The organism is Pseudomonas sp. B3G-3 (assembly GCF_028640915.1).
GTDB lineage: Bacteria > Pseudomonadota > Gammaproteobacteria > Pseudomonadales > Pseudomonadaceae > Aquipseudomonas > Aquipseudomonas chlororaphis_I.
In genome coordinates, this window is record NZ_JAQZAB010000127.1 from 86592 (window position 1) to 100883 (window position 14292).

The 14292-nt window shown below is 62.2% G+C and carries 12 protein-coding genes and 2 tRNA genes; 7 read left to right on the plus strand and 7 right to left on the minus strand.

Translation table 11 applies throughout. From position 1 onward, the window contains the following. Positions 1 to 138: 138 nt before the first annotated feature. From PVZ80_RS28015 to uvrB, 3 genes are all read right to left on the minus strand, one after another. Positions 139 to 214, minus strand: a tRNA-Ala gene (locus PVZ80_RS28015). Positions 215 to 451: 237 nt separating this feature from the next. Continuing rightward, positions 452 to 1933 (minus strand): glutamate--tRNA ligase, encoded by a 1482-nt coding sequence (gltX, locus tag PVZ80_RS28020; RefSeq protein WP_007922014.1) that lies wholly within the window; start codon positions 1931 to 1933, stop codon positions 452 to 454. Positions 1934 to 2173: 240 nt separating this feature from the next. Continuing rightward, a complete protein-coding gene (gene uvrB / locus PVZ80_RS28025) occupies positions 2174 to 4189 on the minus strand; it encodes an excinuclease ABC subunit UvrB (protein ID WP_007923725.1) in 2016 nt (671 codons plus the stop codon). A 337-nt stretch (positions 4190 to 4526) separates the two neighbouring features. On the opposite strand from uvrB, the gene PVZ80_RS28030 reads away from it, so the two are divergent. After that, a complete protein-coding gene (locus PVZ80_RS28030; RefSeq protein WP_038631265.1) occupies positions 4527 to 5723 on the plus strand; it encodes an amino acid aminotransferase in 1197 nt (398 codons plus the stop codon). 134 nt (positions 5724 to 5857) lie between these two features. Further along, on the plus strand, positions 5858 to 6052 hold the full coding sequence (locus PVZ80_RS28035) for a hypothetical protein (RefSeq protein WP_023968605.1): 195 nt from the start codon (positions 5858 to 5860) through the stop codon (positions 6050 to 6052). Positions 6053 to 6058: 6 nt separating this feature from the next. Here the strand turns inward: PVZ80_RS28035 and PVZ80_RS28040 are convergent, their stop codons facing one another. Then, positions 6059 to 6292 (minus strand): hypothetical protein, encoded by a 234-nt coding sequence (locus PVZ80_RS28040; protein WP_053268595.1) that lies wholly within the window; start codon positions 6290 to 6292, stop codon positions 6059 to 6061. 270 nt (positions 6293 to 6562) lie between these two features. Here PVZ80_RS28040 and PVZ80_RS28045 point away from each other — a divergent pair. Both PVZ80_RS28045 and PVZ80_RS28050 read left to right on the plus strand, forming a co-directional pair. After that, a tRNA-Asn gene (locus PVZ80_RS28045) sits at positions 6563 to 6638 on the plus strand. Between the two features lie 562 nt (positions 6639 to 7200). Beyond that, positions 7201 to 8358 carry an MFS transporter gene (locus PVZ80_RS28050; RefSeq protein WP_198919990.1) on the plus strand — a complete coding sequence of 386 codons (1158 nt, stop codon included), beginning with the start codon at positions 7201 to 7203 and terminating at the stop codon, positions 8356 to 8358. Between the two features lie 54 nt (positions 8359 to 8412). Here the strand turns inward: PVZ80_RS28050 and PVZ80_RS28055 are convergent, their stop codons facing one another. Next, a complete protein-coding gene (locus PVZ80_RS28055; RefSeq protein WP_257374369.1) occupies positions 8413 to 9951 on the minus strand; it encodes a nucleobase:cation symporter-2 family protein in 1539 nt (512 codons plus the stop codon). 239 nt (positions 9952 to 10190) lie between these two features. Here PVZ80_RS28055 and PVZ80_RS28060 point away from each other — a divergent pair, with 239 nt between their 5' ends. Together PVZ80_RS28060 and PVZ80_RS28065 are read left to right on the plus strand one after the other, a co-directional pair. Beyond that, complete coding sequence (locus tag PVZ80_RS28060) at positions 10191 to 10610, plus strand: hypothetical protein (RefSeq protein ID WP_041988511.1); 420 nt, start codon at positions 10191 to 10193, stop codon at positions 10608 to 10610. 61 nt (positions 10611 to 10671) lie between these two features. Next, a complete protein-coding gene (locus PVZ80_RS28065) occupies positions 10672 to 11088 on the plus strand; it encodes a DUF4952 domain-containing protein (RefSeq protein ID WP_273864858.1) in 417 nt (138 codons plus the stop codon). A gap of 12 nt (positions 11089 to 11100) precedes the next feature. On the opposite strand, the gene PVZ80_RS28070 is transcribed toward PVZ80_RS28065, so the two are convergent. Then, a complete protein-coding gene (locus PVZ80_RS28070; RefSeq protein WP_124339846.1) occupies positions 11101 to 11937 on the minus strand; it encodes an arylamine N-acetyltransferase family protein in 837 nt (278 codons plus the stop codon). 187 nt (positions 11938 to 12124) lie between these two features. Between PVZ80_RS28070 and PVZ80_RS28075 the strand changes: the two genes are divergently transcribed. Then, entirely contained in the window at positions 12125 to 12715 is a 591-nt protein-coding gene (locus tag PVZ80_RS28075) for a GNAT family N-acetyltransferase (RefSeq protein WP_016704926.1), read from the plus strand. A gap of 3 nt (positions 12716 to 12718) precedes the next feature. Here PVZ80_RS28075 and PVZ80_RS28080 read toward each other — a convergent pair whose 3' ends face one another. Beyond that, the gene (locus tag PVZ80_RS28080) at positions 12719 to 14281 is read right to left on the minus strand and encodes a sensor domain-containing diguanylate cyclase (RefSeq protein ID WP_009048079.1); all 1563 of its coding nucleotides are present in this window, start codon (positions 14279 to 14281) and stop codon (positions 12719 to 12721) included. Positions 14282 to 14292: the final 11 nt, after the last annotated feature.

The following is a 14292-nucleotide window of genomic DNA, read 5'->3' on the forward strand; positions in this document are numbered from 1 at the left end:
ACTCGAACCCCTGTTACCGCCGTGAAAGGGCGGTGTCCTAGGCCACTAGACGAAGGGGACGCAAACCCTTCTAACAACTGATCAGTGCTGAGAACTGATCGATTCAAGGCCGGTGTGGCCAAACCTTGAACTGTAAATTGGTGGAGCTAGACGGGATCGAACCGTCGACCTCTTGCATGCCATGCAAGCGCTCTCCCAGCTGAGCTATAGCCCCTCATCGTTGATGTCATCGCTGAGGACGGGGCGAATCTTAAGGGCGTATCGGAAGGCTGTCAAATTTTTTTTCAGCTTTTTTTAAAAAAATTTGCCGGCATAACAATCACTTACCGCCCTCCCCCGTAAATCCGGGGCTTTTGCGGACCGTTGTGCCCTCCACCAACGACCGCAATTTCACTTCTTGCACAGTTTCGCGGGAGCCAGCGTGCCGGCTCCCGCGAATCAGAGTGCTGAATCAGGCGATCGCGCCCAGCAGTTTTTCCCACTCTTTGTTTTCTTTCTTCGACACGCCACCCAGCAGGTCGATGGCCTGGCGCAGGCGGAAACGGGTCAGGTCCGGCCCCAGGATTTCCATGGCATCGAGCACCGAGACCGAGCTGGCCTGACCGGTGATCGCGGCGAACATCAGCGGCATGGCATCACGCAGCTTCAGCTCCAGGGATTCGACCACGGCCTGGATGGTCGCGGTGATGCTGTCCTTTTCCCACTGACGCAGGCTTTCCAGCTTCCACAGGATCAGTTGCATCAGCTGCCGTACCTGGTCGCCCGACAGTTTCTTCGACTCGAACAGCTTGGCATCCGGGGTCACGCCACCGGCGAAGAAGAACCCGGCCAGCGGTGCGATCTGGCTGAAGGTTTCCACCCGGCCTTGCACGTGCGGCGCGATCTTCATCAGGTATTCAGGGTTCAGCGCCCAGGTCTGCACGCGGCTGGCGAACTCTTCCACCGGCAGGTCGCGCAGCCACTGGCCATTGAGCCACGACAGCTTCTCGATATCGAAGATCGGCCCGCCCAGGGAGACGCGCGACAGGTCGAAGTTGTCGACCATTTCCTGCAGCGAGAACTTCTCGCGCTCGTCCGGCATCGACCAGCCCATGCGGCCCAGGTAGTTGAGCATGGCTTCCGGCATGAAGCCCATGCGCTCGTAGAAGGTCACCGAGGTCGGGTTCTTGCGCTTGGACAGCTTGCTCTTGTCCGGGTTGCGCAGCAGCGGCATGTAGCACAGCTGCGGCTGTTCCCAGCCGAAATACTCGTAGAGCAGAATCAGCTTCGGCGCCGAAGGCAGCCATTCTTCGCCACGCAACACGTGGGTGATGCCCATCAGGTGGTCGTCGACCACGTTGGCCAGGAAGTAGGTTGGCAGGCCATCGGTCTTCATCAGCACCTGCATGTCCATGCGATCCCACGGGATCTCGACATCGCCACGCAGCATGTCCGGCACCACGCAGACGCCTTCGCTCGGCACCTTCATGCGGATCACGTGCGGTTCGCCGGCGGCCAGGCGGCGGGCGACCTCTTCCTTGGACAGCAGCAGCGCGCGGCCGTCGTAGCGTGGCGTCTCGCCACGGGCCATCTGCTCGGCGCGCATCTGGTCCAGCTCTTCGGCGGTGCAGAAGCACGGGAAGGCATGGCCCATGTCGACCAGCTGCTGGGTGTACTTCTGGTAGATCTCGCTACGCTCGCTCTGCCGGTAAGGGCCGTGCGGGCCGCCCACGTCCGGGCCTTCGCTCCAGTTGATGCCCAACCAGCGCAAGGCGTCGAAAATCTGCTGCTCGGACTCGCGGGTCGAACGCAGTTGATCGGTGTCTTCGATGCGCAGGATGAACTCACCGCCGTGCTGCTTGGCGAAGCAGTAGTTGAACAAGGCGATGTAAGCGGTACCTACGTGGGGATCCCCGGTAGGCGATGGCGCGATGCGCGTGCGGACGGTGGTCATGGCATGTCTCGGAAAGAATATGAAAAGCGAAGATCAAACAAGAGGCGAATGGTAACAGGCGATGCCGGCCCCGCTCCAGTGAGCAGGGCATTTAAGCCAGGGTCGGGGCTAATCGAAACGAATCTGTAGCCGCTGCCGCAGGCTGCGATAGGTCCGCAGGACCTCCAGCGATTTCAAGAACGCCACGGCCGTAAGGGCCGATCGCAGCCTGCGGCAGCGGCTACAGGCAGCAATTGCAGATCAGACCGTCAGCAAACGCTCGCGCAGCTTGCCGATTTCGTCGCGCATCTGCGCCGCGGCTTCGAATTCCAGGTCGCGGGCCAGTTGGTACATCTTCTCTTCGAGCTGGCGAATGCGCTTGGTGATCTCGCTGGGCGAACGCAGTTCGTTTTCGTAGCGGGCATTTTCCTCGGCGGCCTTGGCCATGCCCTTGCGCTTCTTGCTGCGCGAACCGGGCACGGTGGCGCCTTCCATGATGTCGGCGACGTCCTTGAACACGCCTTTGGGGGTGATGCCATTGGCCAGGTTGAAGGCGATCTGCTTGTCGCGACGGCGCTCGGTCTCGCCGATCGCCCGCTCCATGGAGCCGGTGATGCGGTCGGCGTAGAGAATCGCCCGGCCGTTGAGGTTACGCGCGGCACGACCGATGGTCTGGATCAACGAGCGCTCGGAACGCAGGAAACCTTCCTTGTCCGCATCGAGAATCGCCACCAGCGACACTTCCGGCATGTCCAGGCCTTCGCGCAGCAGGTTGATCCCCACCAGCACATCGAAGGTGCCCAGGCGCAGGTCGCGAATGATCTCGACCCGCTCCACGGTGTCGATGTCCGAGTGCAGATAACGCACACGCACGCCGTGATCGGCGAGGTAATCGGTCAGGTCCTCGGCCATGCGCTTGGTCAGGGTGGTCACCAGGACCCGCTCTTCCACGGCCACGCGCTTGGTGATTTCCGACAGCAGGTCATCGACCTGGGTCAGCGCCGGACGCACTTCCACCTGCGGGTCGACCAGGCCGGTGGGGCGAACCACCTGCTCGACCACCCGGCCGGCATGTTCGGCTTCATAGTTGCCCGGCGTGGCCGAGACGAAAATGGTCTGCGGGCTGACCCCTTCCCATTCGTCGAAGCGCATCGGCCGGTTGTCCAGCGCCGAGGGCAGGCGGAAGCCGTACTCCACCAGGGTTTCCTTGCGCGAACGGTCGCCTTTGTACATGGCGCCGACCTGCGGCACGCTGACGTGGGACTCGTCGATCACCAGCAAGGCGTCCGCCGGCAGGTAGTCGTACAGGGTCGGTGGCGCCGCCCCGGCCGGCCGTCCGGACAGGTAGCGCGAGTAGTTTTCGATACCGTTGCAGTAACCCAGCTCGAGGATCATCTCCAGGTCGAAACGGGTGCGCTGCTCCAGGCGCTGGGCTTCCACCAGCTTGTTGTTGCTGCGCAGGTATTCCAGGCGCTCCTGCAACTCGACCTTGATCCCCTCGATGGCATCCAGCAGGGTTTCCCGCGGCGTCACGTAGTGGCTCTTGGGATAGAAGGTGAAACGCGGCAGCTTGCGGATCACCTCGCCGGTCAGCGGGTCGAAGGCGGAGATGCTTTCCACCTCGTCATCGAACAGCTCGATGCGGATCGCTTCCAGGTCGGATTCCGCCGGGTAGATATCGATCACATCACCACGCACGCGGAAGGTGGCGCGGGCAAAATCCATGTCGTTGCGGGTGTATTGCAGGTCGGCCAGGCGGCGCAGCAAGGCGCGCTGGTCGAGCTTGTCGCCGCGATCGACGTGCAACACCATCTTCAGATAGGTTTCCGGGCTGCCCAGGCCATAGATGCAGGACACCGTGGTGACGATGATCGCGTCCTTGCGCTCCAGCAGCGCCTTGGTCGCCGACAGACGCATCTGCTCGATATGGTCGTTGATCGAGGCGTCCTTCTCGATAAAGGTGTCGGAGGACGGCACATAGGCTTCCGGCTGGTAGTAGTCGTAGTAGGAAACGAAGTACTCCACCGCGTTGTTCGGGAAGAATGCCTTGAACTCGCCGTACAGCTGCGCGGCCAGGGTCTTGTTCGGCGCCAGCACCAGGGTCGGGCGCTGCACCTGGGCGATCACGTTGGCGATGCTGAAGGTCTTGCCCGAGCCGGTCACACCGAGCAGCGTCTGGTGCGCCAACCCGGCCTCGATGCCCTCGACCATCAGGCGGATGGCTTCCGGCTGATCGCCGGCGGGCTGGAAGCGGGTGACTAGCTGGAATTCAGACATAACGTACCTCTGGGTTCACTCCAGCACGACGCCGCCGCACAGGAACGAGAAAAAGACCGCAAACGACGAGTGTCGCAGGGAAAATACTGGATTGTGCTGGATGTGGAGGCAAATTCCACAGCTTTCAAGGTAAAGCTCCCAAGCCCCTCTACGACTTTGACGTTGCAATAAGACTAACGGTCGAAAAATAAACCGAAAAACTTGCCGGAAAAGCCCTTTCAGCTGTCGCCGCGCACAGTGATGGCCTCTATACTAGCTCCCCGTTTGTGCACCGCTCTAGTGCATTCGGCTGGAGCGCGACACGTCCCTCCACACTCCATTCAGAGCCGCCGTAATAATGAGCCTGTTCTCCGCTGTCGAAATGGCACCACGCGATCCTATCCTGGGCCTCAACGAAGCATTCAACGCCGATACCCGTACCAACAAGGTCAACCTGGGGGTCGGTGTTTACTGCAACGAGGAGGGGCGAATTCCACTCCTGCGCGCCGTTGTCGAAGCCGAGACGATCCGCGCCGCTCAACATGCTTCCCGTGGCTACCTGCCGATCGACGGTATCGCCGCCTACGACCAGGCCGTGCAGAAACTGCTGTTCGGCAACGATTCGCCACTGCTGGCCGCCGGTCGCGTGGTTACCACCCAGGCCGTCGGCGGTACCGGCGCACTGAAGATCGGTGCCGACTTCCTCAAGCAGCTGCTGCCTGACGCAGTCGTGGCCATCAGCGATCCAAGCTGGGAAAACCACCGCGCGCTGTTCGAAACCGCCGGCTTCCCGGTGCAGAACTACCGCTACTACGACGCCGCCACCCACGACGTGAACCGCGTCGGCCTGCTGGAAGACCTGAATGCCCTGCCAGCCCAGTCGATCGTGGTCCTGCACGCCTGCTGCCACAACCCGACCGGCGTCGACCTGAGCCCGGAAGACTGGAAAAACGTGCTGCAGGTGATCAAGACGAAAAACCTCGTGCCGTTCCTCGACATGGCCTACCAGGGCTTCGGTGACGGCATCGCCGAAGACGCCGCCGCCGTGCGCCTGTTCGCCGAATCGGGCCTGACCTTCTTCGTCTCCAGCTCGTTCTCCAAGTCGTTCTCGCTGTACGGCGAGCGCGTTGGCGCCCTGTCGATCGTCAGCGAGTCGAAAGAAGAAAGCGCGCGCGTGCTGTCGCAAGTCAAGCGCGTAATCCGCACCAACTACTCCAACCCGCCGACCCACGGTGCAAGCATCGTCGCCGCGGTGCTCAACAGCCCGGAACTGCGCGCCCAGTGGGAAGCCGAACTGGCCGAAATGCGCCTGCGCATCCGCGGCATGCGCCTGCAGATGGTCGACCTGCTGGCCAAGGGCGCGCCACAGCGCGACTTCAGCTTCGTCGCCCGTCAGCGCGGCATGTTCTCCTACTCCGGCCTGACCGTCGATCAAGTGACGCGCCTGCGCAACGAGTTCGGCATCTATGCCCTGGACACCGGCCGCATCTGTGTGGCCGCGCTGAACCAGAGCAACATCGACGTCGTGACCAAGGCCATCATCCAGGTGATCTGAGCCACGTGCGGTGAATGAAAAGGGGGAAGCTTTCAGGCTTCCCCCTTTTTTGTGAGCCGCCCTCGCCGGCCCGATGCCCACTAGACTGAATCCAGCTTTCCCTCTTCCCCATCGCTTCCCTATCGAGAATCCCCATGAGACACGACGACCTGCGAGCCGACCGCGACGAACTGGACCACTTCCCCCGCCCGCAGAAACGCGAAAAGAACCTGGTCCTGCAAATTGCCCTGGGGGTATTTTTCGGTGGCCTGGCGCTGTGGCTGGTGCAACTGGCCGCCACCTCGCTGGCCGCGAAGTTCATGCTGGGCACCTTTACCTTCGGCGGTTAAGAGCGCTCAACCGGCCAGTTCAGCGCTGCGCTGGCTGGCGGCATCATCGAAGGCCACATACAGCGACTCGGCGACCTGGCCCTTGATGGCCTTGGCGCTTTCCAGCCCCAGGACAAAACCCTCGGCCTTGCCACCTGCACGGTTCAATTCAGCGGCCGATCCGGCCTGGGTAATGGCGTCCCACAGTTTCATGGCCTGGGGACCGACGCCTTTGGGCAGGCTGATTTGCTCGATGCTCATAGGGCCTCCTCAGACAGAGGCGACAGGGCAAGCACTACGGCGGGTAAAAACTTGAACAGGGTCATGAGCGTTACCTTTTCGGCGAGAAGCCGGGAGCGCGTGAAACCACTGCCGGGGCGCCATGGTAGACCTGTGCCGCGGTTCCGGTAACCGCCAACGGGCAAATAGCCGCGGATTGGCGTCGTGACCAGGACCAAACAAGCCCACCCAAGCCAAACTTTGTTTTTGGATGCTTGACTTCTCCTTTTTAATCAGTAAGATACACCGCATTCCGCGATAGCTCAGTTGGTAGAGCAAGTGACTGTTAATCACTGGGTCCCTGGTTCGAGTCCAGGTCGTGGAGCCATATTCCTACACTGATTAGCCAGCAATACTTCCAGGAGCGCCCTGCTCCTACGGCGAATCAGCTCAGCGTCACCCTCCCCCAAGATCGATTCACCGCATGCCAGATCGGCATGCGGATAGGCGTTTGCGCTGCGCCCGATTCCGGCCTGTCTCCGATTGCCTGACGCCAGCGCCTGAAGTAGGCTGTGCCCCTTCTCACGCCAGCCGTCACGACTCATGTTTTTTCCCGCACAGTCCCATCACAGTTTTCTCTCGATGAGCCCATCGCAGACCTTCGCGATGTCGCAATCCGACTGCGCGATCAATCGACGCCGCCGCAGCGTGCTGTTCGCCTTCACCTTCTCCCCTCACGCCTGACGCCACCGTTGCGTCCGAACCCGGCGCGGAGCTGATGCCGCAGCGGCCCTTGCCCGCCGCGTACAGATCCATCCGCCGCTTTGCACCGCAGACTCCCGGCCCGGCCTACGCCTGCGTAAGTCGAACCGGAACCCTGCCCGAACCAAAGCGCCGCGCCACCGCAAACCGTCTTTGAGCGCCCGACTCGTCGGGCGCAGGTGTCTTCCATGAACAAAACCCTGTTGGCCGCGCTGATCCTCGGCATCTCGATTGTCGGCCTGAGCATCGGCTCCACCGTGCCGGTCATTGCCTTGCGCCTGTACCAGGCCGGCGCCTCGAACACCCAGATCGGCATCATGTCGGCCCTTCCCGCCGCCGGCATGATGCTGTCGGCGTTCCTGGTGAACGGCCTGTGCCAGAGACTCAGCCGCCGGCAGATCTACCTGCTGTGTTTCAGTCTGTGCGCCCTCAGCATCGGCGCCCTGGAAATCCCCGGGATCAGCCTCACCAGCCTGGGGCTGGCGCGGATCGTCATGGGCTTCGGCGCCGGGCTGATCATCATCCTGGGGGAAACCTGGGTCAACGAGATGGCCACGGACACCGTGCGCGGGCGGGTGATCGCGGTCTACACCACCTGCTTCACGGTGTTCCAAATGATTGGCCCGGGCCTGGTGGCCCTGCTCGGCACCGAAGGTCCAGCAGTGATCGCCAGCGTCAGCGCGGGTTACCTGCTGGCCATTGCGGTGATCTGGCTGACCCTGCCACGCCAGCGCCCTGTCGCCGCCCACGCCGAGAACAAGAGTTTCTCGGTACTGGGCTTTATCCGGGTGGCGCCGGCGCTGTGCGTGGGCATCCTGTTCTTCGCCTTCTTCGATACGGTGGTTCTCTCGCTGTTTCCGGTCTACGCCGCGACTCACGGCTACGCCATCAAACTCGCGGCGCTGATGGTCAGCATCATTCTGCTGGGGGATGCGGCGTTCCAGTTTCCCCTGGGCTGGCTGTCGGACAAGGCCGGACGCGCCGCCATCTACCTGGGTTGCGGCGTGGTCTCGTTGGTGATCGGCCTGGGGCTGCCATTGCTGATGAACTACCCGGCGCTGCTCTGGCCGAGCCTGGTGATACTCGGCGCGGCGGCTGGCGGGGTGTATACCCTGGCGATCATCCTGATCGGCCAGGAATTCAGCGGCCCCGACCTGGTCACGGCCAATGCCAGCGCGGGGTTGTTGTGGGGTATCGGCAGCCTGCTGGGGCCGCTGCTCAGCGGCGCCGCCATGAGCGGTAGCGCCCACGGCCTGCCCTTGGCGCTATCAGCGGCCGCCGCCGTGGTGGTGCTGTTCGCCTTGTCGCTGGTCCGGCAAGGACTGCCGGACCGGGTCGCGGAGTAACCAGCCGCCAGCCTGGACTGATTGCGGCCAGCCTGGCGACTCGATCAACCGGCCCTAGACCTTGCTGGCTTGGACCGCGCCCGAGACATGGGCCGAGGGCTGATGAGCAGCCGCAGAATGCTCGCCATGGGACGTATCCACCACCGGGATCTCGTTACCCTCGGCATCGTGCAGCTTGCCGCCGCTGAAATAATCGCCTTCACGCAGCGCCGCCAGGTCCTGGTAACGCAGGGTGCGCTCGGACGCCACGGCGAACACCGACTGCTGATCCGAGTTGCCCAGGGTGAAGTGGTTGAACGTCAGGTTCAGCGCGATGGCCATGATCGCCGACGAGCTGATGCCGGAATGGAAGATGGTGGCGAACCAGCTTGGGAAATGGTCGTAGAAATTCGGCGCAGCGATGGGAATCATGCCGAAGCCAATCGAGGTGGCGACGATGATCAGGTTGACGTTGTTGCGGTAGTCGACCTTGGACAGGGTCCGGATACCGCTGGCCGCCACGGTGCCGAACAGCACGATACCGGCACCGCCAAGCACCGAGGTCGGCACCGCGGCAATCACCCGCCCCATGAACGGCAGCAGGCCGAGGATCACCAGGAACACCCCGCCGGTGGCCACCACATAACGGCTCTTGATCCCGGTCACCGCCACCAGCCCGACATTCTGCGCGAAGGCGCTCTGGGTAAAGGAACCGAAGATCGGCGCGATCATGCTCGACAGCATGTCGGCGCGCAGGCCATTGCCCAGACGCTTGGAGTCAACCTTGGTGTCGATGATCTCACCCACCGCGAGGATGTCGGCCGAGGTCTCCACCAGGGTCACCATGACCACGATGCACATCGACAGGATGGCGGCGAAATGAAAGGTCGGCATGCCGAAATGAAACGGCGTCGGGAAGCCGAACATCGGCCCCTGGGTGACCATGGAGAAATCGGCCATGCCCAGGAACACCGCGATAATCGTCCCCACCACCATGGCCAGCAGGATCGACAGCCGCGAGATGGTCGCGCTGCCGATCTTGCTCAGCAGCAATACCAACACCAGGGTGATTGCTGCCAGGCCGATATTGGCCATGCTGCCGAAGTTTTCCGCATGGCTGTTGCCACCCATGGCCCAGCGCGCGGCCACCGGCATCAGGGTCAGGCCGATGGTGGTGATCACGATGCCCGTGACCAGCGGCGGAAAGAACTTGGTGATGCGTGAAAACACCGGAGTGATCAGCAGACCGATCAGCGAGGCGGCGATCACCGCCCCGAGAATCGACTGGAAGCCCCCTTCGCCACCGCTGCTGACAATCGCCACCATGGTCGCCACGCCCGAGAAGGACACGCCCTGGACCAGCGGCAACTGACAACCGAAAAACGGCAGGCCGAGGGTCTGCAGGAGTGTCGCCAGGCCGCCGGCAAACAACGACGCCGCGATCAGCAGACCGATGTCCGCCGGGGCCAGGCCAGCAGCCTGGCCGACGATCAAAGGCACCGCAACGATACCGCCGTACATGGTTAGAACATGTTGCAGGCCGTAAGCCATATTCGCGCCAAGACCGAGGTTTTCATCTTCAGGCCGTTGCGGTGAAACAGAGGGCGTTTTCATGGTTGGGGGGTTCCCTGGTTTTTGTTATGGGGCACACTGTATTCAACAGTAGAGACAAATGTCTATAGAGTTGTATACACTTTATTCGACACAGCCCAACCTCATAAAACCGCGATACCCGATAACCCGCCCCCGCCTTTCACCTGCCGAACACTGCGCCAGACACCCTGATAGAATCCCCCGCCTCCAAAGGGCGCCTACCCAGGCAACGCCCTTCGTCTACGCATGGAAGCGCTTGAATGAATCATCTATGGCAAACCTTTATCCTCGCCTATGGCAGCTTCCGCACGGTCGTGGCCTTACAGGGTTTTGTCCTGGCCATGTACAGCGCCAGCTTCACCGACAGCCTATGGCAAGGGTTCTGGGCTGGCCTGGGGACCTTTGCCCTGTTCGTCGCCGGCGGCGCGATATTCGGCTTTCTGCCCATGGCGCTGGTGTTTACCCCGCTGTACGCCCTGCTCTGCGCCAAGGGCCTGGCCAATTGGCTCAGCAGCCTGCTGCTGGGATTGACGATTGCCGGAGTGCTCTGCCTTCACCCAGCCTTGCGTTTGCTGATGCCGCTCTGGCTGCTGGACAGTGCATTGATTGCGCTGCTGACTCACTGGACGTATCGCCGGCAGTTGAAGGATGGTGATGAGCAGATGCCTTTATGGCGTTGACCCTGAGCTGCCCGGGGGCCTTGCTCAGCAAAAGACTGCTCAGCCTGGAAGGAATCGCCACATGAACAGATGCCTCTCGATCCTGATCAGCCCTGCATTGTTGATACTGGCGTCCAGCGCCGCGCCGGTCTGCGGCGATTTCCTGGTACAAATCGGCAACAAACCCGCCTATATCGAGTTCCTCGAATGTCACGCCGAACCCGAGTTGCAGACCAAGCCGCTGCGCGCCACCTATCGCCTGGCAGGGCGTGATGCCCAGGCTGCCGAACGCTACCTGGGCGAGCAGTTCCGGATGCCGCCCCTGCGGCGCTCCTGTTGTGTCTGGGATGCGCCGCCTGGCTTCTACCGCGACCCGCGCAACCAGTTGGGCTACAGCGTGTTCATGGGGTCGGCGGAAACCTTCGTCGATCGCCGCGAAGCCTGGGGGGATATCGACTATTTCTATCTGACTATCGACCTCGACACCGAGGAACCCTGAAGCCCGGACCGATCAGGCCGATTGCGGCACTGCCAGCAATTCGCCAAGGACCTCTCGCAGCCGCGGATGCTGCGGAACCCGAATGGCGAACTCGTTCTGCAACAGGGCAATCAACTCGTCGGGGTCGGTGATCTGCCGCCGCTCGCTGTCCTGGCCCAGGCGATGCACGGCGTAGCTGCCGTTATTCAGGGTCCGGCGCAGGCCTTCGCCCATCAGCGCGACTTTCAGCTGACCGAGAAACGGCGAGTTCTTGTGGGTCGAGACGAACCAGTTACCCATTTCGTAATCCACGGCTTCCTGCCGCTGCAGATCGAATACATACATCGCCCGCCACTCGCCGGCGACCTTGGCGCGCAGGGTGTAGCTGCCATCACGCTGGGTGATGCGATAGGGCTCGTGGGGCGTGGCCTGCTCGTCCTCGGTATCGAGCAGCAGCGGCGCGGTGGGCACCATGCCGCCAAAGCCGACATCCGAAACATAACGCACGCCATCCAGGGTCAGCAGCACCAGGCGGTGAGCGCGCGCGGACCAGGCATCTTCCGGCCCGCCCATCACCACCCGCCCGGTAATGCCGCGCGCCTCGTAACCCAGGTACTGCAACAGCACCTGGTACATCTGGTTGAGTTCGTAGCAGTAACCGCCACGGCCCTCATGCAGGACCTTGTGCTCCACCGAAGCCAGGTCGATCGGCACCGGCACGCGCAACAGGGTCGACAGGCTTTCAAAAGCGAAGGTGCTGGTGTGGCGCAACTGCAGCTCGCGCAAGGTCGCCAGGGTCGGTGGCGGTGCACTGTCATAGCCGAGCCGTTGCAGGTAAAGCGCGAAGTTCATCAGGTGGGGCTGACTCATGGGGTTGTCCTTATGCATGAGGTGTCGCATATCGGCGCTATGTATAAGCCATTAATGCCCCGAACCGACAATTGATTTGGCCAATATCCCTGCTCGAAACAGCCCATTAATGGACCTTGCCAAGGCTTGGGCGTGTGCCTGTAATAGGCGGCCGAAGCCCCCTCCATCACTGCCGGAAAAACCTGTCATGGAAACACTGGAAGGCCCGCGAATCCTCCTGCGACCGCTGCAACTCTCCGACGCCGACGCCCTGGTCAAGGCCGCCGAGGATGGCCAGTTGTGGAACCTGCCGTTCACCGTGGTGCCGTCCAGCGAGACTGTGAACGATTACTTGCAGATTGCCCTCGGCGGCCGCGATGCTGGCACAGTCCAGCCCTTCGCCACCGTCCTCAAGGCCAGCAACGAGGTGATCGGCTGCACCCGCTTCTGGAAGATCGACCGCAAGAACCGCAAGCTGGAAATCGGCAGCACCTGGATCGCCACGCGCTGGCAGAAAACCTTCGTCAACACCGAAGCCAAGTACCTGATGCTGCGCCATGCCTTCGAGGTGCTCGGCTGTGTGCGAGTGCAATTCACCACCGACGAAATCAATGAGAAATCGCGCAACGCCATCCTGCGCCTGGGAGCCAAGCAGGAAGGCATCGTGCGTCATGAACGGATCATGCCCGATGGGCGCAAGCGCAACTCGGTGCGCTTCAGCATCATCGACGATGAGTGGCCACAAGTGAGGCAACAGCTCGAACGCAAGCTGGGCTACCCGGATCAGGACCAAGCCTGACTGTCAGCGGTCCGAGCGCGCCAACGGCTGGTTGACGCTCTCGATCGCCACCTGATTGCGCCCGGATTTCTTGGCCTGATACAGCGCGGCATCGGCGTGTTCGAGGAACGCCTCGATGCTGTCGCGCCCGCTCGGCACGAAGCAGTAGCACCCCAGGCTGAGAGTGACCCGGCCAAAGGGCGAGCCGGTGTGCGGGATGTGTTTTTCCATGACGCTACGACGAATCTGCTCGGCCATGGCGAGGGCGCCCGGCATCTCGGTGTCAGGCAACAGCACCACGAATTCCTCCCCGCCATAACGCACCACCAGGTCGGCCTTGCGCTGACAGCAATCCCTCAGCACCTGCGCCACCTCGGCCAGGCACTGGTCTCCGGCGACATGGCCGTAGGTGTCGTTGTAGCGCTTGAAAAAATCGATATCGAGCATGATCAGGCTCAGCGGGCTCGCCTGCCGCCCTCCACGCCCGAACTCGGTCTCCAGCGCCCGCTCGAGCAGCCGGCGATTGGCCAGGCCGGTCAGGCTGTCATGGGTCGCGATCACCTCCAGCGCCGCCTGCGCGGCCCGCAGGTCCGCCTCGATGCGTTCGCCGTTGCGCAGCTGATGCACGAACACCCAGCCGAACAGGCCGATGCCCAGCACCACCAGGGCGACAATGGCGCTGGACTGGTAGGCGCTGGCATACCAGTCCTTGAGGACCGCATCCTTCGAGCTGGCCGCGCCTACCACCAGCGGGTAGGCCTCCAGCTGGCGATAGCCGTAGAGCCGCATCTTTTTGTCGACCAGCGAACGAATCATCGCAGTGCCCGAGGGCGCCTCGGGCAAGTACTTGCTGAAAATTTCCCCGCGCGCCAGGGACGCACCGATCTGCCGCTCCTCCAGCGGGCGCCGCGCCAGCAAGGTGCCATCGGACAGGGCGAGGAACATGGTGCCGCTGTCATCGATATCGAAGCTTTTGAAAAACTGGTCGAAATAGGCCAGCCTGATGCCGGCCAGCAATACGCCCTCGAAATTGCCCTGCCTGTCGTTCAGCCGCCGTGTCAGCGGAATGATCCACTCACCGTTTTCCCGGCTGCGGATCGCCGGCCCGACATGAGCCAGCAAGGAAGTGTTCTGCTGATGAAAGCGGAAGTAGTCCCGATTGGCCACGCCTTCGCCGCGTGGCAAGCGATCGAACGAGGTGACCACCCATTGCCCCGTCCGGTCGAACAGGAACAGCCCATGCATCTGTTTGAGCGCCTGCGCCCTCTGCGCAAAGATCTTCTGCAGGAAAGGCTTCTGCGCCGGGCCATAACCGTCCTTCTGAATCCAGTCGGCCAGGCTGGCCAGCACCAGGTCGGCCTCGATGAAGGTGTCCTCGGCCTGTTGCGCCATGGCCCGGGTCAGGTTCGACGAGGCGACCTGCGCCCGCGCCATATCGTAGTGATAGGACTGCGCCAGCTGCAGATAAAGCAGGCCGCACAGGCACAGGCAAACCATCGAAATGAATACCACCGCGGCCTTGAGCAGCGGCAGTCGCTTCAAGGTTCGATCGGAAGAATGGTGAGGATCGTGAATCGGGATAGGCAAAGCATCATCCT

Coding starts and splice junctions, on each gene's coding strand:
- gltX (WP_007922014.1), bottom strand. CDS start 1,933: ATGACCACCGTCCGCACGCGCATCGCGCCATCGCCTACCGGGGATCCC.
- uvrB (WP_007923725.1), bottom strand. CDS start 4,189: ATGTCTGAATTCCAGCTAGTCACCCGCTTCCAGCCCGCCGGCGATCAG.
- PVZ80_RS28030 (WP_038631265.1), top strand. CDS start 4,527: ATGAGCCTGTTCTCCGCTGTCGAAATGGCACCACGCGATCCTATCCTG.
- PVZ80_RS28035 (WP_023968605.1), top strand. CDS start 5,858: ATGAGACACGACGACCTGCGAGCCGACCGCGACGAACTGGACCACTTC.
- PVZ80_RS28040 (WP_053268595.1), bottom strand. CDS start 6,292: ATGAGCATCGAGCAAATCAGCCTGCCCAAAGGCGTCGGTCCCCAGGCC.
- PVZ80_RS28050 (WP_198919990.1), top strand. CDS start 7,201: ATGAACAAAACCCTGTTGGCCGCGCTGATCCTCGGCATCTCGATTGTC.
- PVZ80_RS28055 (WP_257374369.1), bottom strand. CDS start 9,951: ATGAAAACGCCCTCTGTTTCACCGCAACGGCCTGAAGATGAAAACCTC.
- PVZ80_RS28060 (WP_041988511.1), top strand. CDS start 10,191: ATGAATCATCTATGGCAAACCTTTATCCTCGCCTATGGCAGCTTCCGC.
- PVZ80_RS28065 (WP_273864858.1), top strand. CDS start 10,672: ATGAACAGATGCCTCTCGATCCTGATCAGCCCTGCATTGTTGATACTG.
- PVZ80_RS28070 (WP_124339846.1), bottom strand. CDS start 11,937: ATGAGTCAGCCCCACCTGATGAACTTCGCGCTTTACCTGCAACGGCTC.
- PVZ80_RS28075 (WP_016704926.1), top strand. CDS start 12,125: ATGGAAACACTGGAAGGCCCGCGAATCCTCCTGCGACCGCTGCAACTC.